General features: G+C 50.0%; 18 protein-coding genes. 12 read left to right on the forward strand and 6 right to left on the reverse strand.

The genetic code is table 11. From position 1 onward, the window contains the following. Positions 1–157 precede the first annotated feature (157 nt). Genes AC0VZ8_RS14710 through AC0VZ8_RS14720 form a run of 3 tightly spaced genes read left to right on the forward strand, consistent with a single transcriptional unit; the run spans position 158 to position 3,490 of the window. On the forward strand, positions 158–1,090 hold the full coding sequence (locus AC0VZ8_RS14710) for an ABC transporter ATP-binding protein (RefSeq protein ID WP_475487689.1): 933 nt from the start codon (positions 158–160) through the stop codon (positions 1,088–1,090). Positions 1,091–1,106: 16 nt separating this feature from the next. Continuing rightward, positions 1,107–2,387, forward strand: a complete 1,281-nt coding sequence (locus AC0VZ8_RS14715) for an ABC transporter permease (protein WP_260067480.1) — start codon at positions 1,107–1,109, stop codon at positions 2,385–2,387. Further along, complete coding sequence (locus AC0VZ8_RS14720) at positions 2,387–3,490, forward strand: ABC transporter permease (protein WP_475487331.1); 1,104 nt, start codon at positions 2,387–2,389, stop codon at positions 3,488–3,490. Before AC0VZ8_RS14715 ends, AC0VZ8_RS14720 begins: the two co-directional genes overlap by 1 nt. 93 nt (positions 3,491–3,583) lie before the next feature. Here AC0VZ8_RS14720 and pdxR read toward each other — a convergent pair whose 3' ends face one another. Continuing rightward, entirely contained in the window at positions 3,584–5,035 is a 1,452-nt protein-coding gene (gene pdxR / locus AC0VZ8_RS14725) for a MocR-like pyridoxine biosynthesis transcription factor PdxR (protein ID WP_475487332.1), read from the reverse strand. A 142-nt stretch (positions 5,036–5,177) separates the two neighbouring features. Here pdxR and AC0VZ8_RS14730 point away from each other — a divergent pair, with 142 nt between their 5' ends. The 4 genes from AC0VZ8_RS14730 to AC0VZ8_RS14745 all read left to right on the forward strand — a co-directional run bounded on the left by AC0VZ8_RS14730 (position 5,178) and on the right by AC0VZ8_RS14745 (position 7,927). Next, complete coding sequence (locus AC0VZ8_RS14730; RefSeq protein ID WP_475487333.1) at positions 5,178–5,789, forward strand: LysE/ArgO family amino acid transporter; 612 nt, start codon at positions 5,178–5,180, stop codon at positions 5,787–5,789. Between the two features lie 36 nt (positions 5,790–5,825). Then, positions 5,826–6,680, forward strand: a complete 855-nt coding sequence (locus AC0VZ8_RS14735) for an N-acetyltransferase family protein (protein ID WP_475487334.1) — start codon at positions 5,826–5,828, stop codon at positions 6,678–6,680. A gap of 70 nt (positions 6,681–6,750) precedes the next feature. Continuing rightward, a complete protein-coding gene (locus AC0VZ8_RS14740) occupies positions 6,751–7,563 on the forward strand; it encodes a sugar phosphate isomerase/epimerase family protein (protein WP_475487335.1) in 813 nt (270 codons plus the stop codon). Positions 7,564–7,591: 28 nt separating this feature from the next. After that, the gene (locus AC0VZ8_RS14745; protein ID WP_475487336.1) at positions 7,592–7,927 is read left to right on the forward strand and encodes a hypothetical protein; all 336 of its coding nucleotides are present in this window, start codon (positions 7,592–7,594) and stop codon (positions 7,925–7,927) included. A gap of 614 nt (positions 7,928–8,541) precedes the next feature. On the opposite strand, the gene AC0VZ8_RS14750 is transcribed toward AC0VZ8_RS14745, so the two are convergent. Both AC0VZ8_RS14750 and AC0VZ8_RS14755 read right to left on the reverse strand, forming a co-directional pair. Continuing rightward, complete coding sequence (locus AC0VZ8_RS14750; protein ID WP_475487337.1) at positions 8,542–10,386, reverse strand: ABC transporter ATP-binding protein; 1,845 nt, start codon at positions 10,384–10,386, stop codon at positions 8,542–8,544. Further along, positions 10,379–12,115, reverse strand: a complete 1,737-nt coding sequence (locus AC0VZ8_RS14755) for an ABC transporter ATP-binding protein (RefSeq protein WP_475487338.1) — start codon at positions 12,113–12,115, stop codon at positions 10,379–10,381. The genes AC0VZ8_RS14750 and AC0VZ8_RS14755 overlap by 8 nt, the downstream gene beginning before the upstream one ends. Before the next feature lie 186 nt (positions 12,116–12,301). Between AC0VZ8_RS14755 and AC0VZ8_RS14760 the strand changes: the two genes are divergently transcribed. Next, entirely contained in the window at positions 12,302–13,204 is a 903-nt protein-coding gene (locus AC0VZ8_RS14760) for a M15 family metallopeptidase (protein ID WP_260067488.1), read from the forward strand. Then, a complete protein-coding gene (locus tag AC0VZ8_RS14765) occupies positions 13,201–13,755 on the forward strand; it encodes a VanZ family protein (RefSeq protein ID WP_260067489.1) in 555 nt (184 codons plus the stop codon). The genes AC0VZ8_RS14760 and AC0VZ8_RS14765 overlap by 4 nt, the downstream gene beginning before the upstream one ends. Before the next feature lie 144 nt (positions 13,756–13,899). Here AC0VZ8_RS14765 and AC0VZ8_RS14770 read toward each other — a convergent pair whose 3' ends face one another. Then, positions 13,900–15,126: a nitrate/nitrite transporter gene (locus AC0VZ8_RS14770; protein WP_071224313.1), complete on the reverse strand. Its 1,227-nt coding sequence runs from the start codon at positions 15,124–15,126 to the stop codon at positions 13,900–13,902. A gap of 438 nt (positions 15,127–15,564) precedes the next feature. Here AC0VZ8_RS14770 and nirB point away from each other — a divergent pair, with 438 nt between their 5' ends. Continuing rightward, complete coding sequence (gene nirB, locus AC0VZ8_RS14775) at positions 15,565–17,736, forward strand: nitrite reductase large subunit NirB (protein ID WP_475487339.1); 2,172 nt, start codon at positions 15,565–15,567, stop codon at positions 17,734–17,736. Between the two features lie 33 nt (positions 17,737–17,769). After that, entirely contained in the window at positions 17,770–19,896 is a 2,127-nt protein-coding gene (gene nasC / locus AC0VZ8_RS14780) for an assimilatory nitrate reductase catalytic subunit NasC (protein ID WP_475487340.1), read from the forward strand. Between the two features lie 198 nt (positions 19,897–20,094). On the opposite strand, the gene AC0VZ8_RS14785 is transcribed toward nasC, so the two are convergent. Then, on the reverse strand, positions 20,095–21,315 hold the full coding sequence (locus AC0VZ8_RS14785) for an RNA polymerase sigma factor (RefSeq protein ID WP_475487341.1): 1,221 nt from the start codon (positions 21,313–21,315) through the stop codon (positions 20,095–20,097). 229 nt (positions 21,316–21,544) lie between these two features. On the opposite strand from AC0VZ8_RS14785, the gene AC0VZ8_RS14790 reads away from it, so the two are divergent. Next, complete coding sequence (locus tag AC0VZ8_RS14790; protein WP_260067492.1) at positions 21,545–21,946, forward strand: hypothetical protein; 402 nt, start codon at positions 21,545–21,547, stop codon at positions 21,944–21,946. Between the two features lie 110 nt (positions 21,947–22,056). Here AC0VZ8_RS14790 and AC0VZ8_RS14795 read toward each other — a convergent pair whose 3' ends face one another. After that, positions 22,057–22,968, reverse strand: coding sequence for an aminoglycoside phosphotransferase family protein (locus tag AC0VZ8_RS14795; RefSeq protein WP_475487342.1), 912 nt, complete (start codon positions 22,966–22,968; stop codon positions 22,057–22,059). Positions 22,969–23,169: the final 201 nt, after the last annotated feature.

Genomic DNA, 23,169 nt, shown 5'->3' on the forward strand with positions numbered 1-23,169 from the left:
GATCCTGACATGACTGAAGTCATGGTTCGGAATCAAAGCAATGACCGAGGGCAGTGATGGCACTGCCTTTTTGCATATACACTTGTAGCAGTGGAGGACGATATGAACGAAGAGCAACAAGGCACGTTAGGGTTCATATCGAGAATGGGGGGACATGATGCTGGAAACCGTAGAACTTCGAAAAGTGTTTAAGGGCAAGACTGCTGTGGAGGAAGTCAGCCTGTATCTGGACCGGGGAGAATCCGTCGGATTGATCGGACCGAACGGCGCCGGGAAATCGACAACAATCTCCATGATATCATCCTTGCTGAAACCGACGGGCGGCGATGTGCGCCTGAACGGCAAAAGCGTGCTCAAGCATCCGCAGGACATTCGCACCGTATTAGGCGTGGTGCCTCAGGAAATTGCCTTGTATGAGGAACTAACCTCGTATGAAAACCTTAAATTCTTCGGGCGCGTATATGGATTGAACGGAAAGGAACTGGAGATCAAAATTCAGGAGCTGCTTGAGACGGTCGGTCTTCGGGATCGCCAGAAGGAGTTAATTCGAACCTATTCCGGAGGCATGAAGAGAAGGATCAATATCGCAGCTGCTCTGCTGCATGATCCGCAAATCGTCATCATGGATGAACCGACCGTGGGCATTGATCCGCAGTCCCGCAATCATATCCTTGAAACCGTGCGGCGCTTAAATCGGGACAAAGGGACAACGGTACTGTACACAAGCCATTACATGGAAGAGGTGGAGCAGCTGTGCAGCCGGATGTACATTATGGATCACGGGCGGATTATCGCATCGGGTACCAAGGAGGAGCTGCAGCACATCTTGTCCGGTGAGGATACGCTGGTTATCCAGCTGAATTGCCCGAATCCGGAGCTGGCCGAGGAGCTTCGCTCCTTAGAAAGCGTCAGGCAGGTTGAGGAGACGGATCATGGGCTGAAGCTCATTGTCATGAAGAACAGTTACATTCTATCCGGTATTGTGCAGGCTGCCGAACGCCATGAAGTGCAGATTCAGAATATCCATATCCAGTCGCCAAGTCTCGAGGATGTATTTCTTCATTTGACCGGCCGCAAACTTCGGGATTGAAGGGAGGGACAGCCGCTTGGGCGTATTTTTCAAAAAAGACTTTCTTGTCTATTGGAGAGACCGGAAAGAGATGCTGATTGCTTTGTTTATGCCATTAGTGCTAATCCTGATTCTTGGATTTGCCTTGCCGAATTGGGTAGAGAATTCGAATGAATCCCTTGAGATGAGAGTTGCATTGGTCGTGAAGGACCGGCATGAAGAGGGAGTCCATGCCTTTCAGGAAACCCTAAAGAGGATGTCGATCAGCCAGGAAGAGAAGAACGAACTGAGTAAAGCAGCCGCGAGTTTCCAACCGGAAGCCCTGTTAATGAATATGTTCGGCAACGATGAGGTTGAGGAATTTCTTCAAGTTGCTGCATTGGATGACAAGACCGCCCATGTGCAGTTGGAGGAAGAGAAAGTGGAGGCCGTCATCACAGTTCCTGAGGGGTACACACTGGCTGCGCTTAACAAGCTGCTCCTGCATGAGGGGGACGGTGCGGTGCTGACTTTGACGGCGCTAGAGAATTCAATGAAAGTGAATGTTCTGCAAAATATGCTGGATGGGTTTTTGGGTGCCGTTAATTATCAAGCTGCGCTGGACAGCGGAATGGAAGAACAGGAAAGCAAGGGTGAGGGCGAGCTTGCGCTGGCGAACAGCCCTGTCGGCGGATTGGAACAAATTGAGGGTGTGGACATGATCACCTCGTTTCAATATTACGCCCTGGCGGTCAGTATATTCTTTGCGCTGTCCGTTTCCACAACGACGGCGTCCAAATCGATCACGGAAAAGCGAGAGATGGTGTTCATGCGTCTCCTTCTCGCCGGAACCCATCCATATCGCTACTTGTCCGGTAAGGTTGGGTCGACCTTCTGCATGTCTCTGCTGCAATCTGCGGCCCTGCTGATCGTCTCGCATTTTCTGTTTCAGCTTTTTCCGGGGAAATCCCTGATCTTCTGGATCGGTTTGACCTTCATTGTCTTCATGATGTGTCTAACGGTTGCGGCGTTATCTGCGCTTTATACGGCCATGCTCTTCCGAATGAAGGACACGGATGTCGCAACCGGCATTTCATTCATACTGCTTCTTGTGCTTGGCGTCATCGGAGGGAATCTGGTGCCGATCTATATTTTGCCGGATTGGCTGATGAGCATCGGCAGCGTAACCCCCAACGGCTTGGCCTTAATGTCCATGATTCAGTGGATACAGGGCAGTCCGTTTCAAGAACTATGGCTGCCGATCCTGTACCAAGGGGTGTTCTTCATCGTTATTCTAGCTGCGAGTTTATGGATCTTTCCAAGAAGGGGGCGGATCTGATGGCGCCCATCTTATTATCGCAATGGATGAAAGAAAAGCGAAATCCATGGATGATCATCATGTTCATCGGTCTGAGCATATTGGCCACGCTGATGTTCGGAGGGAAGGCTGACAGCAAGATCAAGATTGACATCTTCACCGCAGACGGGGCGGTTGATGAGTCCGAAGCCAAGTGGATCGAATGGCTGAATCAAAACGATACGTTCGAATTTCGAATGGAGGATGAACAGACGGCAAGAAAGAAAGTGCGCGAGGGACGCGCAGATCTCGCCGTGAAGCTGGTCTCGGATGATTATCGCATCATAGCCGCAATGGATAACCCATACGCCCAGTTAGCTGATCAGCATCTCCGTACGGTTTATGAACGAGAGCTGCAGCTTCGGGCCGCAGCGGCGAACCTGCAAGATGAAACGAAATTTCGCGAGCACGTCTATGCTTATATGGAGAAACCACCCTTGCGTCTCCAATCCGAGTCGCAGGGTGGGGGAGAACTCGTTTCTCATGATATGGGACTTCAGCTGATGTTCGGATTTTCGTTATTCCTCGTCATGTTTACCATTGGTTTCAAGGTAAATACGATTACGAAGGATAAAGCCTCCGGCGTATGGAATCGGCTGATACTGTCTCCTGTCCGAAAAACAGAGATGTATATGGGTCATCTGCTATACAGCTCTGTGATCGGCATCGTGCAGATCATCCTGGTGCTGCTCATCTTTCGGTATGGTTTCGGCTTCGATCTCGGCGACCAATACGGCTTGCTGCTGCTAGTCACTGTGATCTACACACTGACCATCGTCGCTTTATGTATGCTCTTTGTGGGCATATTGCAGTCGCCTGAGCAATTTGGAACGCTGTTTCCGTCCATCATTCCGATCCTGCCGCTCATCAGTGGGGTATATATGCCGCCGGGTACGATCACGAATCCGATTTTGCTTGGTATCGCTGAGGTCATTCCGCTGACCCATGCCATGAAAGCATTGACGGGAATCGCTGTGTATGGCTACGGCTTCGCGGATCTCTGGATCCCGATCTCCAAATTGCTGCTCATCGGGGTGCTGTGCATGGGCATAGGCATTAATCTGATGGAACGGCGTCATGTGTAGGTGAAAGGTATAGATTTGCGATATGGAGCAGGCATACTGACATAAGGCAAGGGCCTTCCCTGTGGATCAAAGTCCTCGGGAATGCCCTTTTTTTCATGACAACGCATGGAGGCGGATAAGCTCCGCAAGCCGGATAAGTCCGCTCTCCAACTGATCGTACGAGGCGTAAGCATAGGATAGGCGCAGATGCTGGTGGTCGTTACGATCATACATATTTCCGGGATTAAGCAGAATGTTCTCCTTCAGCGCCTGCTCAAATAAAGGGCGAATGGAGAGGGGGTTCTTGAAACGAAGCCAAATATAGAATCCGCCCTGAGGGATATTCCAGTGTGCAATATCGTGGAAATATTGCTCCAGTAACGATAGGGTAAAATCTCGGCGTTTCCTAAGCTCTGACCGGATATGATCGAGATGATTCTCATATAACCCGCTGGAGAGCCATTCGGCGACGGCATGCTGGGATAGTGAGCTGGAGCCGTAGTCGGTTTGCATTTTGATGTCGGACAGCCGGTCGATGACCGGCTCAGGCCCGACGATCCACCCGATGCGCAGCCCGGGACCCAGGGTCTTGGACATGCTGCCCATATAGAGCACCAAGCCTTGTTTATCCGAAGCTTTCAGCGGAGGTGGCGAGGGGCTATCGAGCCATAAATCCCCATACACGTCATCCTCGATTAAGGGCAGCCTTTCCTGAGCGCATACCCGAAGCAGCTCTGCTCGCCTGTCGGAAGACATCAGGGTGCCGGTAGGGTTATGGAAGGCAGGAATGGTATAAAGCAGGGAAGCCCTGTGTTGGCGCTTGAGTCTTCCGATGGCTTCCGTTTGGATCCCGCTCTCATCCATAGGGATGCCGTGCAAATGCATGCCGGCGGATTGAAACACATGGATCGAGTTCAGGTAAGAGGGATTCTCCACCAACATGGAGGAGCCGTGATGCAGCAGTCCCAGCGAGATCAGCTGTAAGCCTTGCAGCCCGCCGGAAACGATGAGTATGGAAGCAGGGGAGGCTATAATCCCTTTCTTTTTCAGATGCTCACTGATGATTTCTCTTAAATATAGGCTCCCTTTCGGTTCCGAGTAGCCCAAGGTGAAACGGCTGGACATCCTGCCGTTCAACGTCTCCCGCATTTGGTCGGTCGGGAGGAGATCGGGCGAGAGCTCGCCTGTTCCGAGACGGATCATGTTCGAATCGGTTTCCGCACGATTGATTTGCTGGATCATCTGGATGTTGGGCTGATAGGAGCCGGATTTTACATATTGATTCCAATCAGGCGGAGGCGTGGCCGCAAGTAAACTCCAAGTATTGTTGATAATCACCGTGCCTTGTCCCACGCGGGATTCAATTAAACCGTCTGCAGCGAGCTCCCCGAGCGCATACACAATGGTGCTGCGGTTAACTTGATATTTGGAAGCCAGCTCTCGCTGCGTGGGAATTCGGGTTCCGACCGGCCATTCCCCGTTCATGATTCTGCTCTTGATATCATCATAAATTTGCTGATGGAGCGGCACATCGGAGTACTTATTTAATTTCCATTCTTCAGCCATAAGTATAAGTAAACCCGCCTTCATGTAGGAATATGCCTCAGTATACCTCATTGGTTGGTTCAAGCGCCAACCAATTGGTTGGAGACGCAGCCGACATCCTCCTTTACAATGGTGAAAATATTCACTGGAGGTTTGGTTTTATATGATCAGTGTCTTACTTCATGGCTTCATCCTGGCTTTAGGCCTTATTCTTCCTTTGGGCGTCCAGAACGTGTTTGTATTTAATCAGGGAGCGGTACAATCCCGCTTCGTCAAGGCACTGCCCGCCATAATTACGGCATCGCTCTGTGATACGCTGCTGATTTCACTAGCGGTTCTGGGGGTATCCGTTGTTGTACTAGAATATGAGTGGATCCGAACGGTGCTGTTTTCACTGGGGATCTGTTTCCTGGTCTATATGGGAATGGTGACCTGGAAGAGCAAACCTTCGGGTCAAGCGTTGGAAGAGGCTCGTTCGTTTACACCGAAGAGGCAAATTGTTTTTGCCATGTCCGTATCTTTGTTAAATCCGCATGCTGTCCTGGACACGATGGGGGTCATTGGCACAAGCTCTCTTCAATATTCAGGGATGGACAAAGTGACCTTTGCCGTCGTATGCATCGCAGTTTCATGGCTGTGGTTCTTGGGCCTAGGAATAGCGGGCAGGGCAGCGGGAAGGATGGATGCTTCAGGGAAATGGTTGTCTACGTTGAATCGAATATCCGCGTTGATTATGTGGGGAACAGCGGGGTATCTGGGGGTTAGCCTGATGTAATGAGCCTAATTCAAAAAGGGATAAGGAGGGGGAGTTATGGAATACAGATTAGTAAAGGCGAATCGCAAAATGTTCTCGAAATATTTCGCTACCTATTATAAGAATAATTGGTTTAGACCGAGCTGGGGTGATTTAACCAAGGTTCTATCGGCTTCGGACGATGGTTACTGGGTTGTCGCAGGCGAAGATAAAGCGGCTGGGGTTTATTTGTCTGACCATTCCATCGGACTTGTATTTGGCATCCCCCCATACTCCATAACCACCAAGATGATTGATGAGATGAAGAGCTATGCCTTAAAATCTTGGGAATTGACAGAGGATCTGCATGCATATCACGTTCTAGCTGAGCAGGAGATCGCTTTTCGTGAAACTGGTTTCGTTCGGGTTGAATCCAGGCGATGCATGATGCGGCCTACCGAGCAGCTGGAAACATCGATGGATCTCAATTATATGCATAGAATACCGACGATTGATAATAAGTCTAAGATTGTAGAGGTGTTTAGGGAAGCCTATGCTAATGGACCGGATGAGCGGGAAGCCCAGGTTTATGCTGAGGATGCGGAACGATATTTTGACGTCGTGGACCCCAAGTTGTTGGCTGCATCTTCTGTTGTACATGACCGAATAACGGGAGAAATCGTCGGTGTATGTTTGATCTCTTTATGGGAGGGCTTGCCACTCGTCTATAGTATCGCCGTATTACCCCAACATCGAGGAATGGGGTTGGCAACCGCGATGTTGAATAGGGCGTTAACCGTCTTGGAGCCTGATTATCCTGTACTGCGTCTCTTTGTAACGACGGGAAATCAGGCAAGCAGCTGTATAGGAAGAGAGGCTTTCTCTCCGGCGGGGAATATCATCATCTTAGATACACCATCGAGTAAGATGTGATGCGTAGGTCTTTTGGAAGTGCGATAAATGGAAGCTAGTCAAATCATCCATTCACTGAGGAGGTATTCAGTTGAACATTTCGATTGGCGGTTATTCTTTTTATAACACGTTTCTGGAAGGAAAAATGGATGTGTTCGGTTATTTGGAGACGGTGAAGTACCGGTACCGAATGGATGCGGTTGATTTGTGGAACGGTTTCTTCATCGATCGGAGCGACAGCGTATACAAGCTTGCTGATAAGAGCTACATCCGCAAGATTAGAGAAGCACTGGATGAGAAAGAGATGAGGGTGGTCAACTTTGCTGTGGACGGAGCGCAACTATGGGATCCTGACCCGGATCTTCGGCAGAGGCTGTATGAGAATGCGCTGGTTCATTTGGATGCCGCTGAAATCCTGGGCGCTGAAACCGTGCGGATCGACACCGGCGGCAGTTATAAGGGATCGGAGCCGATGACTGATGAACAGTTCGAGTATACCGTTAAACGTTATCGGGAATATGCGGATCGTGCAGCGGATGGCGGTTATACCATTGGTCCGGAGAATCATATGGGCGCGTCGCTGCTTCCACGCGAAATGAAACGGCTTGCAGAGGAAGTCCATCATCCTGCTTTTGGTTTTCTGCTTCATCTTGGCAGATGGAAGGCCGATGAGGCTGAAGGGGATGCGATGGTTGCCCCGTGGACGGTACATACTCATTTTGACGCGAAAACAGCGGTCCATCCCGGTGCGGAGGAGAAGGTACGGTGTCTGCTCGCAGGCGGTTACAAGGGCTATTGGGGCGTCGAATACAATGCGCCGAACAATCAATATGTGGAGATGGAATGGATGATCGGGGCTGTAAAACGGATCGTGAGTAATGCCAGTCAAGTTGAGTTGGAATGATGGGATCGTACGAGATGGTGGCCTTGTAGTGCATTTGCATGGCATTGGAAGTGCGTTTGATGGGGATTTGTGTTGCATCGGAAGTAAGTTTGAATGGCATTTGCATGGCATCGCAAGTACGTTTGATTGGCATTTGTATGGCATCGAAAGTACGATTGAATGGTATTTGTATGGCATCGCAAGTGCGTTTGAATGGCATTTGTATGGCATCGAAAGTGCGTTTGAATGGCATTTGTATGGCATCGAAAGTACGATTGAATGGCATTTGTATGGCATCGCAAGTGCGTTTGAATGGCATTTGTATGGCATCGAAAGTACGATTGAATGGCATTTGTATTGCTTCGCATTGTATTTGTTTTGTTAACGGACTGAGCATCCGTTATTTAGTTAAAAAAGACGAAATTAACTAGTTTAGCGGACATGAGGTACGTTATTCCCCGTAAAAGTGTGATTTTCGCCCTATGCTAAATAAAATAACGGATCTGGTGTCCGTTCGATTCGCGAATTGAGCTGTTTTGATGGAAATAACGGATCTGGTGTCCGCTCGATTTGTAGATTGAACTGGTTCGATGGAAATGAAGGCCCGGGTGCCCCGTTCGATTCGCGAATTGAGCTGTTTTGATGGAAATAACGGATCTGGTGCCCGCTCGATTTGTAGATTGAGTTGGTGTTTGATGGAAATGAAGGCCCTAGTCTCCGCTCGATTTGCGAATTGAGCTGGTTCGATCGAATTAAAGGCGCTCAGGTCCGGTTGTATAATCCTCGATTAGTCTTAAGCTGATACTGATACAGATACTGATACAGATACAGATTCTGCTCTGCAGTAATAAGGAGAAGGTAGTCGATAAGCAACACCCAACACGCAACACTCATTACTAAAGACACTTATCCTTATAGCAGACAAACAAGAGAGCCGTTCCATGGAACGGCCCTCTTAATTGTTGTCAGTGGCTTGTAAGAAAATTACCTAACCCATCTTCAACCGCTTAATTTAAACTGGCTGTTATATAACTCGTAATAAAAGCCGCGTTTGGCTAGCAGCTCTTCGTGTGTGCCGCGCTCCGCGAAACCCCCTTGATTCATGACGAGAATCTGGTCAGCCTCCCGGATTGTGCTTAGACGATGAGCGATGACGAAGCTCGTTCGGCCCTTCATCAGGGTGCGCATGGCGGTCTGAATATGCATCTCCGTCCGCGTATCAATGCTGCTGGTAGCTTCGTCCAGAATCAAAATGACCGGATCGGCAAGCACCGCGCGGGCGATCGTCAAGAGCTGCCGCTGGCCTTGGCTCAGGTTGCTTCCACCCGAGAGAAGCTGCGTATCATAGCCTTTGGGCAGCTTCATAATGAAGTCATGCGCATTGGCAAGCTTGGCGGCAGTTTCGATCTCTTCGTCCGAGGCATCAAGCCGGCCGTAGCGGATGTTCTCCCGAATCGATGCTGAGAATACACAGGCATCCTGCAGCACGATTCCCAGCTTGCTCCGCAGGTGATCCTTATCAAGCTGTCGGATGTCGACCCCATCAATGGTGATCATGCCAGAATCGATCTCATAGAAACGGGTCAGCAGATTGATGATGGTGGTTTTGCCGGCACCTGTCGGGCCGACGAGCGCAATCGTCTCGCCCGGCCGGGCGGTAAGGGAAACATCCTTCAGAATCGGGACGCCCTCCTTATAACTGAAGGAAACCCGTTCAAAGTGCACCTCGCCATACATGTCACCCGTTGTATTCTTGTCTAGATTGTCCTGATACTCGGACTCGGTATCAATCACCTCAAAGACCCGTTCAGCACCCGCCACAGCAGATTGCACGAGATTGAATTGATTCGCCAGGTCGTTCAGCGGCCGTTGAAACTGCTTCGAGTAGTTCAGAAATGCAACGACAACCCCCACGGTAGTAAAATCCTTGAATGCCATATACCCGCCGACCGCCGCAATTAAAGCAAAGCTGACGTTATTCAGCACGTTCATAACCGGACCGACGGTACCCGAATAAATCTGAGCTTGAATGCTGGCATCGGTCAGCTTCTTGTTCATGACATCGAACTGCGCAGCGGCATGACGCTCCCGGCGATATACCTGAACGACCTTCTGACCCGAGACGGTTTCCTCGATAAAGCCATTAAGCTCACCCAGCGTGCTCTGCTGCTTGGAGAAATGCTTCCTTGTCCGGCTTGCTACGATCTTCGTGAACAGCATGACAAGCGGAATGGTCACCATGCTGAGCAGCGTCAGCCATACGTTCAGGTACAGCATGATGGCAAGCGATCCAACCAGGGACAGTACGCTTGAAATGAGCTGGGTTACGCTCTGATTCAACGTCCCGGAGACGTTCTCGATATCGTTGGTCGTGCGGCTCATTAATTCGCCGTGCGTCTGTCTGTCGAAGAACCGCAGCGGAAGGACTTGAAGTCTTGCAAAAATATCACTCCGCATGGCCTGGATAGACAGCTGCGAGATCTTAACCATGACATGCTGCTGCAGCCACGCTGTGAGTGCGGTACCCGCGTAAACCGCTAGAAGCACCACGCACAGCCCCATGAGTCCCTTAAAATCTCCCGGAATGATATAATGATCCACCGCATTTCCCAGCAGGTAAGGAGCAATCAGGGACAGAATCGTCGTGATGAGCGTGAATGAGAAAACAGCGATCATGCCGCCCTTAAATGGTCGAATGTAACCCCAGATCCGGCGTATCGTTCCCATCGTATTTTTGGGCTTCGCCTTGGCCATCGTCATTCCGCGCATGGGGCTGCCGCCGCGCAAACTCAGATCCGGAGCTTCTGTATTACCTTGCTTGGTTCCCTGATCGGGTTTAGCCATGGGAAGACACCTCCTTGCCGAATTGCGATTGATAAATATCCTGGTACAGCTCACAGGAAGCAAGCAGCTCGCTATGCGTACCTTCCGCTACTAATTTTCCATCGTCCAGCACCAGAATGCGATCGGCATCGATTACGGAAGAGATCCGCTGGGCAATCATGAGGCAGGTACGACCGTTCATCAGCCGGGCCAGCTCTTTCTGAAGCCTGGACTCCGTTCCCATATCGATGGCACTGGTGCTGTCATCTAGAATCAGAATGGCGGGGCGAAGCAGTAATGCCCGTGCAATGGATATCCGCTGCTTCTGACCGCCGGAGAGGTTTACGCCTCTTTGTCCAAGCATCGTATCGTATCCTTCCGGCATGGACGAAATGAATTCATGCGCCTGCGCAGCCTTGGCCGCTGCAATCACTTCTTCATCGGAAGCATCCGCTTTCCCGTAGCGGATATTGTCCCGAATGGTGCCTGTGAAGAGGATGGATTCCTGCAGGACGATGCCGATGCGTTCGCGTAACGCCGATAAGTCGAATTGTCGCACATCGGTTCCATCGATGAAGATCCGTCCGGAAGTTACATCATACAGGCGGGGGAGCAGGGATACTAGAGAGGTTTTTCCCGAACCGGTTGCTCCCATAATCGCGACGGTCTGCCCCGGTCGAACCTTGAAACTGACATGATGTAAAACAGGCTTCTGAATCCCCGGTTTATAGGAAAAAGTCACCTGGTCAAATTCGATTTCTCCCTGCTTGTATGCATTTATCGCCGGATGAGCAGCGTTTGCAATCTCGGATTCCGTATGCATGACTTCCTGGATACGATCAGCGGAAACCTTGGCCGTAGAGATTCGAACCAGCATCATCGCAACGGAGGAAACGGAGAACAGCACCTGTGTTACATAGTTGATGAAGGCAACCAGGCTTCCCACCTCGAACGAGCCATCAATCGCGTTCTTCCCGCCGAGCCAGAGGACAACGACGATGCTGACGTTCAGTATCATGGTCAAGATGGGCATATTGAGCGCAACAATCCGTTGTGTTTTAACCGAAACTTGCGTGAAGTCGGTATTCGCTTGATGGAATCGATCCTTCTCATATCCGGCTCGCACGAATGCTTTGGATACCCGGATGCCGGCAAAATTCTCCTTCAGGACCGTATTCACTTTATCGAGTTTCTTCTGAGCGGTGGCGAATAAGGGTAGGGTGGCCCGGATCAGAAAGAACATCACAACGAACAACAACGGAACGGCAATGGCCAGAATGATGGCGAGCTTCGGGCTAATGATCACTGCCATGATCATGCTTCCAATCGCGAGCAACGGAGAGCGTACGAAGATGCGCAGCAGCATCTGGACCATGGTCTGAATCTGTACGATGTCGCTCGTAAGCCGTGTGATCAGCGAACCCGTTGAGATATCGTCCAGATTACGGAAGGAGTGGGTTTGAACCTTAAGGAACAAATCCCGGCGCAGGTCGGCACCGAAACGCTGCGAGGCAATGGAAGAATAGATCGTACAACCGAGACCTCCAAGCAGCCCGACGGCAGCCGCACCCAGCATGATGAGACCTGTATGGAGAATGTGCGCAGTATCGTTCTGCATGACGCCTTGATCAATAATGCTGGCCATGAGAATGGGCTGGAGCAAATCCATGGCGACCTCCAGCAGCATAAGCAGCGGCGCAAGCAGGGCCGCAGCCCAGTGGGGACGTAAATAACGAAATAATTTGAGCAAGAATAATGGCACCTTCTTTATTCTTTTTAGTCTAAATACCAAGTTAAGCCATTGGCTTCAATCTTGTCAAAGGGAAAAGGAATAGGCGAGAATCATCTCTCTTAAGAAAAACTTTAACTTTTTCCTACTTTTCCTTAAACTCTATTCATTAATCTGGATAGACCAAGCTAGAGGGAGTTGTTGAAGTTGAAAAAGGGTTTGATCATGCTCGTTATATTTCTGTTGGTCGGATGCGAGTCCATTCTGACGGAGACGCCTAACGTGAAGGATAGGGTGGACAGTAGAGATGGACAGGAAGTGAAGACGGATTCCGGCACGCAATCGAATCAGACATCCGCTACGCAGACGATCCGTGTAACGGATGAACAAGTGACACGTGGAAATTTGGTTCTGGTTAATAAGGAGCAACCGCTTGATCCGGAAGCGGTGCCGAAGGATATCGTAACATTGTTTGAAAACCAAGACTTAATGCATGGTTATGTGGTTCTGGATAACACGATCCGGTTATCGCGCAGTGTGGCGGAGAATTTCCGTAATATGATTGAAGCCGCCGGAGAAGATGGAGTCAATCGCTTCATGATCAGCAGCGGGTATCGGGATGAAGACGAGCAAGAACAGCTTTATCGTGAAAAAGGTTCCGATTACGCCTTGCCTCCAGGCTACAGCGAGCATAATCTCGGGCTCTCGATGGATATCGGATCGACGCAGCAGTCGATTGATCGATCGCCCGAAGGGAAATGGCTGAAGGAGCATGCATGGGCGCACGGATTCATTTTGCGCTATCCTCAGGACAAGACAGAGATTACAGGTATTCAGTATGAACCGTGGCATTTTCGTTATGTCGGGCAGCCGCACAGCATGATCATGAAGGAACTGAATCTTACCTTGGAGGAATATCTGGATTACCTAAAGGATCAATCCAGCTACAGAACAACCGTAGAGGGGAAGGAATACGAAATTAAGTATGTACCCGTGACATCCAAAGACATGGAGATTGAGATACCGGCAGGAAGCGAGTATGAGATATCTGGAAACAATATCGACGGAATCATAGTGACGGTACTGCTAAGCAAGGATGATGCGGAATGAAAATATCGAATAAATGGTTACTATTATTGCCGTATTCATTGTATCTCTACGTCTTACTCAAGGTGATTCTATTCAAGTTCGGTTCCGTAGATATATCGGTTCTGTGGCAGCAGTTGCATCGAGCCACCGAGATCCCTGAATATGCACAGAATCGATTGCAATTTGCCAATTTCACGCCTTTTGAATCCATTCGAATGAATATGAGGCATCTTTCGAGTCCACATGACGTGATCAATCTCTTCGGGAATATCGCCATATTCATGCCTAATGGCATATTCGTCGGTCTTATGCTTAGGAGCAAGTTCCTCGGGTTCATTGGCTCCTTTACGACATCCCTGGGGTTGAGTCTCGCGCTGGAATGCTCCCAGCTCGTTTTTTCAATGGGAAGTTTTGATGTGGATGATTTAATTCTGAATACAGCCGGCGGTGTGCTTGGATACGGCGTGTTTCTCATGTTGAAGCTAATCTTTTCAGGAACAACGCTGCCTATTGACGAGAGACGAGAAAGAACGGGTAAGCCTTTAACTGGGAACGAACGAGTAAGGAACTGAAGTGGATTGGATAGAAGGGGATTGAAAAAACACAGGTACAAAGCATAACCAATACCCGGTTTAATACCGGGTATTGGTCTCTTCATCAACATGTTCTTAACATTTGTATTCGTTTGACGAGGTTATAACCTGAGCGACTTTCATTTATAGCTTGGCCGAACCCGCCTGTGGACCTGATGACACACTGCGAAGCCAGCTTCTCCGCCATTTCAGCTGCATCACGACTGTAAGGGTCAGCGAAGCGGCAGCTATGAAACTTAAAATAATGAAGCCCGCTGTGTATGAGCCTGTCGCCTGGTATAATCGGCCGAGAATAAGCGGCAGAGCATAGCCTCCAAGCCCTCCGGCAGCTCCGACAATACCGGTAACCAACCCGATTTCGCCGCCAAACCGCTGAGGGACGAGCTGAAATACCGAACCGTTTCCCGCACCCAGGCACATCATGCCAATAAACAGCAGCGTGACAACAAGCCAAAGGGGAGGCAAGAAGGAGACGCCGATGAGCATGACGGACGCACCGGTGTAGAGAAACATGAGCATCCGCGAGCCTCCGATTCGATCGGCTAGAAACCCGCCTACAGGGCGGAAGAAGCTCCCTGCTATGACACAGATCGTGGTAATGTCCGCGGCCTGGACCGCGGAGAGACCATACTGGGTGTTGAAGAAGATCGTCAAATAGTTAGCGAGTCCCACAAAGCCGCCGAACGTCACGCAGTACAGGGCACAGAATACCCAGGCATCACGCTGCTTAAGGACATTTCCATATTCGGACCATCTTTTGGGAGCGGGACGATTCGGACTGTTGCGTGCAAACAGCGAGAAGTAAATGAAGACAAGCACGATGGGGATAATGGCGAGTCCGAACACAATCTCCCAGCTTCCGAAATGTTGGGCAAGCCGATTGGCGAAGAGGGTTGCGAGGACCGTGCCGCTGTTACCGGCACCGGCAATTCCCATCGCCAAACCTTGATGTTCCTTGGGATACCACTGTCCCGCCAGTGGCAGAGCTGCAGCGAACGAAGCTCCAGCCACCCCTAGCAGAATAGCGACGACATACAATTGATCCAGGGAATCTACCCACAACCAGCCTAATAATAAAGGGATCAGCGTAACGATCATTCCAATCTGAGCCGTTAGTTTGGGACCCAGGCGATCCGCCAGGAATCCTAATACGAGTCGGAGGATGGAGCCGCCCAGAACGGGAAGCGCCACCAGATTTGCCTTCTGCACCGGGTCCATCGGATAATCCGCGGCAATGACCACCGCAAGGGGGCCAAGCATGCCCCATATCATAAAGCTGATGTCAAAATACAGAAAAGCACCGAACAGCGAGGGCTTATGCCCGCTTTGCCAAAATCCTTTCCTCTCCATAGTTATCGCTCCTTATCCAAAATGTGTACTTTCTCTATTCGTGTCGACTCCCAGCTGCAGGCATAAAAAGGCCGCAATCGTCCTTTACCAAGACGATTTGCGGCCTCATTGCCCAAAGACTAAAGACACATCATTGTGTCCTCGTCCGTAAAATAACATTTGATTATGATGATTCACATTATAGAGAAGCGGTCAAATAAATGTCAATATACTTTACATAATTTTGCTGAATATTTATTTATTCAGCAGTGAAATGAATTTGGTGTTATGTATATTGACATTTTTTTGTGCATCAACTAATCTGAATGTATGATTATTATTGAAAATCGGCACAATGGTGTGCCGAATTAGAGGCAATGACGCCCTTTCCCTCATTATGGGAAAGGGCGTTTTCTATTTTCTTACATGAAGATGACATGGCGGGAGTGGAGGTGTTTCATGAGGAGAAAGAAGCTACTTGTCGTTGGCAATGGGATGGCGGGAATACGATGTGTTGAGGAAATCCTCAAGCTGGACCCAGAGCTCTTCGATATTACGATATTCGGTGCCGAACCTCGCCCCAACTACAATCGGATCCTCCTATCCAAAGTGCTTCAAGGTGAACATTCTCTCCAGGATATCATTCTGAACGATTGGTCCTGGTATGAGCTGCATGGCATTCGGCTGTTGGCAGGGGAGACCGTTTGTCATATCGATATCAAATCCCGCGCTGTCGAGACAGTCTCCGGTATACGGGAAACGTATGATGCGTTAATTCTGGCAACAGGCTCATCTCCCTACATTCCTCCTATAACCGGAGCGGATAAGGAAGGAGTCATTTCGTTTCGGACCGTGGATGACTGTACGAAAATGACCGAAATGTCCAAGATGTACACGAAGGCGGCAGTCATTGGCGGAGGCTTACTGGGATTAGAGGCTGCCCGCGGGCTTCTCCATCTCGGGATGGATACCCAAGTGGTTCATAATGCTCCTTATATCATGAACCGGCAGCTGGATCGAACGGCTTCGATGATGCTGCAGCGGGAACTTGAAGCTCAAGGGATGCAATTTAACTTGGCGAAGGACACCACGCGAATTGTTGGCCGCACGAGGGCGCAAGGTCTTCGGTTTATGGACGGGACGCGTCTAGATGCGGATGTAGTCGTTCTCGCTGTTGGGATCAAGCCTAATGTGCAGCTTGCCCAAAGAAGCGGCATTCGAACGCAGCGGGCAATTCTGGTGGATGACTTCATGAGAACGAGCGAGCCGAACATTTATGCCGTGGGAGAGTGCGCGGAACACCGAGGCGTTAGTTATGGTCTGGTCGCTCCTCTGTATGAGCAGGGGAAGGTGCTGGCCCGTGTCATCTGCGGCCGGGAGGCGGAGCCTTATGGCGGGTCGATTCCCTACTCCCAGCTTAAAGTATCGGGCGTGGATGTATTCTCCGCCGGTGTGATATCAGGGGAAGGTGCTGAAACGGCCATTCAGCATTACGATGCCGTATGCGGCACATACAAAAAAGTGACCATGCGCAAAGGCAGGGTTACGGGTGCGGTTCTGTTCGGAAATACGAATGAGGGGTCCTCGCTCCTGGCATTGGTGCAGCAGGGTGCGGCTGTGTCAGAGCTTATACCTTCTGAAAGCAGCGGCCTCAGCGCAGCTGAATCCGCTGCAGAGGCGCTCCCGGAACATGAAACGGTTTGCGCTTGCAACGGCGTCAGCAAAGCGGCGATCATGGCGGCCATTACCGAACATCATCTGGAAAGCTCGGATGAAGTGAAGGAGCATACCAGGGCATCCGGTTCCTGCGGCGGCTGCCGGCCTATGGTGGACGCTCTTGTCAAATATATGCGAAGCGGCAAGAGGAAAGAGGGTTTGCTTACGGAAGCCAGAACGCCAATCGAGGTTCCTGTATGTGAATGCACGGTGCTTGGTCCATCTTCATTGAAGCAAGCGGTGGTTCATGCCGTGGATCAAGGCTGTCATTCCGTTCAGGATTTTATGTTACAACAAGGTTGGAAGAAACCGGGCGGTTGTGAGGTGTGCCGTCCAGCCTTACGATTTTATTTTGACATTGAAATGACGGGTGCAGTTCACCATGATGAGCGGAGGCAGTCAAATAAAGCAAGTGACGACGTTTTTTATAAGGGTTCAGGGTCCTATCAGGGGGTCAAGGTATGGGTGGGAGACACGGAAGGATCTAAGCCAGAGGCGGCAAGCATTCGTAGAATTGGAGAATGGCTTCGCACCGGCTGGCAAGAGGTGCCTCTTCCTTCCCCGGTTAGTGCAGGGGTGTCTGATTGCACAGCGTCGTCCGTCAGCATCTTGGTTCAGGGGATCGGAATTTCCGCTTCTCCTGCGGGCTGGGAGGTTTATCTCGGCGGACATGCGGCGCATCCTGTCCGTGAAGGGCAGTTGATCGGTGTTGCGGAGAGCGAGGAAGATGTCGTCCAAATCGCAGCTGCTTGCTTGCAGTGGTACCGTCAGAACAGTATGTATGAGGAACCGCTGTGGAGGTGGGTGGAACGTACAGGCGTGAAGGCGATCCGGGAGAATGTTCTTGACGATGATCTGCAAAGAGAACTTGCAGAAAAGCTGACTCGCTATGCATGGGAGGCGCAGGTCCGTTAAAGCAGAAGAATAATAGAAAGAGGTGGTCTCGTTATGCTTCAATCGGATCGTGCTGAATCGACAGTAGCTGCTACGGTGATCGAGACGCAATGTCCGTTCTGCAGTGTGCAGTGCAAGATGACGGTAACCGAAGGTGGGAACAGCATTCCGGGGCAGCGCCGGGCCGAATATAGGGTGGAAGGGGTTCCGAACTCCGCATCGGAGGGCAGGGTATGCGTCAAAGGCATGCATGCGCATCAGCATGCAGTCCATTCGCAGCGTCTGACACACCCGTTCATCCGTTCAAATGGTGAACTTGTCCCATGTTCGTGGGATGAAGCATTTGCTGTGGCCAGTCAGCATATGCAGAGGATATCCGAGCAGTATGGTGCTGATGCCAATGCCGTTTACGGCGGTGGATCTTTGACCAATGAAACGGCATATTTGCTCGGGAAATTTGCCCGGGTGGCACTGGGAACCCGATATATCGATTATAACGGCCGCTTCTGTATGTCTGCCGCAGCTTCTGCAGGGAGCAAAACCTTCGGGATTGACCGGGGGTTGACCTTCAGATTGGCTGATATTCCTCTGGCCCGCTGCATCGTGCTGGCCGGCACCAATATAGCGGAATGTCAGCCTACGCTGCTGCCTTACTTCAACCGGGCTAAGGAGAATGGGGCCAGGATCATTGTCATCGACCCGCGAAAAACAGCCACCGCCGCCATGGCCGATATGCATTTGCCGATCAGACCGGGAACGGATACCATACTGGCGGATGCGATGCTTAAGATCATCATGGATGAAGGCTTGATCGATGAGTCCTTTATTCAAGCAAGGACGAACGGTTACGACGAGCTGAGCGTTTATTTGAACTGCCTCGATCTCTCGCAGGCTGCGGGTATATGCGGATTGGAGCTGGGGCAAATCCGGGAGGCCGCTTTAGCCTATGGCGAGGCGGATACTGGCATGGTGCTGACTGCGCGAGGGGTGGAGCAGCAGACGGATGGCCATCTTGCGGTTCGCCATTTTCTAAACCTGGTCTTGGCTACAGGTAAAATCGGGAGAGAGGGCTGCGGATATGGAGCCATTACCGGTCAGGGGAATGGACAAGGGGGGAGGGAGCATGGGCAGAAGGCCGATCAGCTGCCGGGTTACAGGTCGATCGAGAGTGAAAAGGATCGGGCTTATGTTGCCTCCGTGTGGGGTGTGGATGCTGCAAGCCTCCCCGGGAAAGGCGTCTCTGCCTATGAGATGATGGAGCTGATTCATCAGGGAGTGATTAAATCGCTCTTCGTGATGGGCTCCAATCCCATCGTATCGAATCCGAACGCCGGGCTTGTGGAGGAAGGTTTGAACAAACTTGATTTTCTGATGGTTGCCGACATGTTTATGTCCGAAACGGCCCAATTGGCCGATCTTGTTCTGCCGGTAACCTCCTACATGGAAAATGAAGGGACACTGACGAACCTGGAGGGACGCGTGCTCCTGCGAGAGGCAGGGCGTCAGGCGCCTGGCGAGGCGCGTCATGACTGGATAATTCTGTGCTCCATGGCCGACATGCTGGGGAAGGGGCATTATTTTCGCTTCAACGAGCCTGAAGAGATCTTTAATGAGCTGAGGCTCGCGAGCAAGGGTGGAATTGCAGACTACTACGGTATAACCTATGACCGACTGCGCCGGGAGAAGGGAGTATATTGGCCGTGCCCCTCGCCTGAAGAGGCTGGGGTTGGTCTTCTGTTTCAACAATCGTTTGCCCATCCGGACGGAAGGGCCGTGTTCTCTGTAATGGAAGGGGATCCTTGGAAAGGCGTGTCAGAGGCGTATCCACTTATTCTGACCAATGGTCGTGTTCTGTCCCACTATCTGACCGGCGTACAGACCCGGAGAAGTCCTTCTTTGCTTGCACGCGAGCTGGAAAATTTCGTGGAGATCCACCCGATGACCGCACAGCGTTACCGAATCCAGGACGGCGAGTGGGTAGAGATCCAGTCGGAGCATGGATCTTTTTCCGTACGCGCCAGAATCAAAGACCAGATTCGAGAAGACACCCTGTTCGTGCCTATGCATTGGGGCGGCGTGCAGAATGTCAATCACGCGACCCGGCCGGATCTGGACCCGTTCTGTAAAATGCCCGGGTTTAAGACATCCGCTGTTCGAATTCGGCCCTTGAGGCAGGAGTAATGTCGAACTCTTAAGCTAACTCTTCACTTACAGGATGAATGACGATACGGTGAATGTCTTCCTCCAAGTCCATGGCAGATACAGCATGTTTTCGCACAACGCAGCGGAGAGGACGATTCGTACACGGTGCGTCTCTTAACAGAAAAAGGAGCATCCCCCCAGATCCAAGGATCTTTTTGGACACTCCTTTCTTCTAATTTATACAAGCTGATCTTGGAGGGCTTTCGCCCACTGCTCATGAAGCTCTTCTTCGGAAAGATGGAAAATGTCATGATAACCATCCGGGTTGCGGATGAGTTGATTCAATGGACCTAACCCATATCTTTTAATGATGAACTCAACGATCAGATAGGAGAACTGAAATCCCGTTTTGCCAAAATCCCAGGAATCATCATTGAGATCCTCGAAACTTGGAATCGCCCGATTGCTGATGGCTTCCGAAGTCGTGCTTCGAATGAAATCTTCGGACATTTGCTGCGCTTCGTACCCACCGATGCCCTGACGGATCCATTTGGGGGCGAGGGGGTTGATGTCGCTGATCAACCACATGGTGTACAAGTGCAGGGTGGACCGGAGGATCGATTGATACGTATGCTCGGGACCCGGGTTCAAGGGTGAGACGATTTTTAACGTGTTGTTATCGAACGTGCCCATGAACCAATCAGGTGCATCCGATTCACCAACGGCTTGATGGAATGTTGGCAGATCGGGATAGATTTCAATTACGATTTTGTGTGACGGCTGATGACTATATTTTGCTGCAATCTGTTCTACATTGTTCTTAAGTTCTTGAAACAGGTCCTGATGCACTTTGCTCTGATGATGACTAACTTCACTTTTGCTTTCAAAGGATATCAAATCCAGAATTGACATAATGGTGATGTCACCCCATTCTTTTAATTCTTTCTTTAGCTTCTCCAAGGACCGGTACAATCGATTTTTCACCGCACTCTCGCGCATGCCCACGATCCTGGATATTTCCGACAGCGTACAATCCACGAAAAATCGCAACGATATAATCTGCTGATCAAGCTCACTCAGCCGCTTAAGTGCCGCGCTAATATCAATTCGAATATCAACATATCTGGCAAAATCAAGGGAGATGGACTGAGATTCATAACTTGTAAAGTCATAAGGCATCTCATGTTTACGTGATATACTTCGATATTCATTTTTAACCGTGTTCTGGGCGATCTTGAAAATCCAGGTGAACAGACTGGAATTCCCGTTAAACTTATCGAGGTTCTCCATGGCCCTTAAGAATACTTGTTGTGTTAAGTCATCTGCAGCCATCGGATTCACTTTCAGTGCGAAATATTGGCGAATCCTCAGGCGGTATTCATCATACACCTCTTCAAATGTGCGTTTGGTTCCCTGGTTATCCGGATAAACAGGGAGATTGTCATGAGCTCTTGACATGGATAAGAACCTCCTCTTGACCTTACAATTCATTAGACACCGGAGAGAGGCAAAAAGCCACATTCGACGGAAATAAATTAAATTTCTGCTCATTTTTATATAGTGATGGAGCCTTGTAAATCTAGGTTATTGACGCATTTATATCAATCCTCCTATAAAGGCACAAGAATGAAAGACGGCTCTGCATATGATGTCTACATGATGAATAGGGAAGCGAGGTGATCCTAGTATGTCATCGAAACGCGTCAGGAAGTCCAGAGCCGCTTCGAAGTCGAGACCTCCCCAGCATTGGGTAGGTCAACCAGTCGTGGTTGTTCTGAAGGATGGCAGCTACTATATCGGAGAACTGAATCAGATTCAAGGCCGGGAAGTGACGCTATCCGGACTTCGTGCTAACCAAAAAATGCCGGCTTCGATTGCACGGAGCGGGGACAAAGCGCAGATTTCCGGATTTTTAAGCGACTTGTTTGGAGGTCCTCCAAGCGCTCCGGCAGCCGAAGGGGCTGAGGAAGGAGAAGGAGTTGCGGCTGTAGGCGGTTTGGGCTTTTTGGGACAAATCGTGCCGCATATTAAACTGGGCATGAATGTAATAAAAACCATTATGCCGTTAATGGGAATGTTAAAAATATAACGTTGCTGCAACGTATGGCAAATCACGAAACAAAGAAAAAAGAAGCTTGAAGGTTTTTTTTCAAGCTTCTTTTCTGTATGAGATATGATTCCGCCATAACCCTCGAACCATTATATGGCCATGGCACGCTGAATAATTGATTTGGCTTCCAATGCAATGGCTTCATCTTTATCGTCGATGGCCTGCATGAATATTAACATAGGGATATAGACGGCGATCATTCGTGCCAGAATCTTCGTTTCTTCATCCACTTCACCATAGATATCATAGAAATCCGCTCTGGAGGCCGGCGGCAGGTAGCTGTAAGCGATACTCAGGTCACAGGCAGGATGGCCAATGTTGACGTCGCCCCAATCAATAATCCCCGAAAGATTGCCATTATCATCGACCAGCATATTTTTAAAATGGAGATCCCCGTGGATTAGAACATGTCGATGCCTCGCCTGAACCAAATGGATGCCCCGCAAATAGTCCTCGATCTCATGTAACTCCTCTTGCGTTATATATTGGGTAAGATTGGAAAGGGAATTCAGCATTTTGTCTTTGCGGCCGGCGATATCGGCCAGATTACGCTGGTCAGACAATACACCTGCTTGCTGCGCTATTTCTACGGGAAAAGCATGCAGGCGCTTCAGGAAGCGGGCGAGCGTTTCCGCTGATTGCATCCGCGCTTCATCCGAAATTCCAATCGGAAATTTACCGGGAAGATAAGTATATCCTAGAAAAGGTGCAGGATAATCTTCACTTTCTTTTCCGAAGAAGAGGGGTTTCGCATAAGGTACCGTTATGTAGTGTTCAAGCTTGGGCAGGATTTTTGCTTCGGTATTTAGTAAAGATATGGCTATCTCTCTACGAGGAAAGCGAAACACATACTCATCGCCAACGCGATAAACGGTGTTGTCCCATCCGTTGCCAATCTCCTGGACCTTGAGGGTAGACAATTGGGGGAATTGGCGAGTAAGCAATAACCGGACTAACGGCTCGGTCACTTCCCATTCGGCATCCCATAGATTTTGTCCCATGAGGACCTTCACCTCCATAATGAATTTCTTGTATGATGAATCGGATGTTATCAAGTTTAACGGAAGCGGTCGTACAGGGCAATTGAAAGGATAGCTATAGTTGAAATCCACCTGCGAATGTGTGCATCTGAATCATAGTGATTCCTTTCACAATAACAATATTGTATAGTAGAAGAGAGATAAAAGTCACTTGAGGACATC

The sequence above is a fragment of the Paenibacillus sp. QJM3NY_38 genome, from assembly GCF_056173265.1.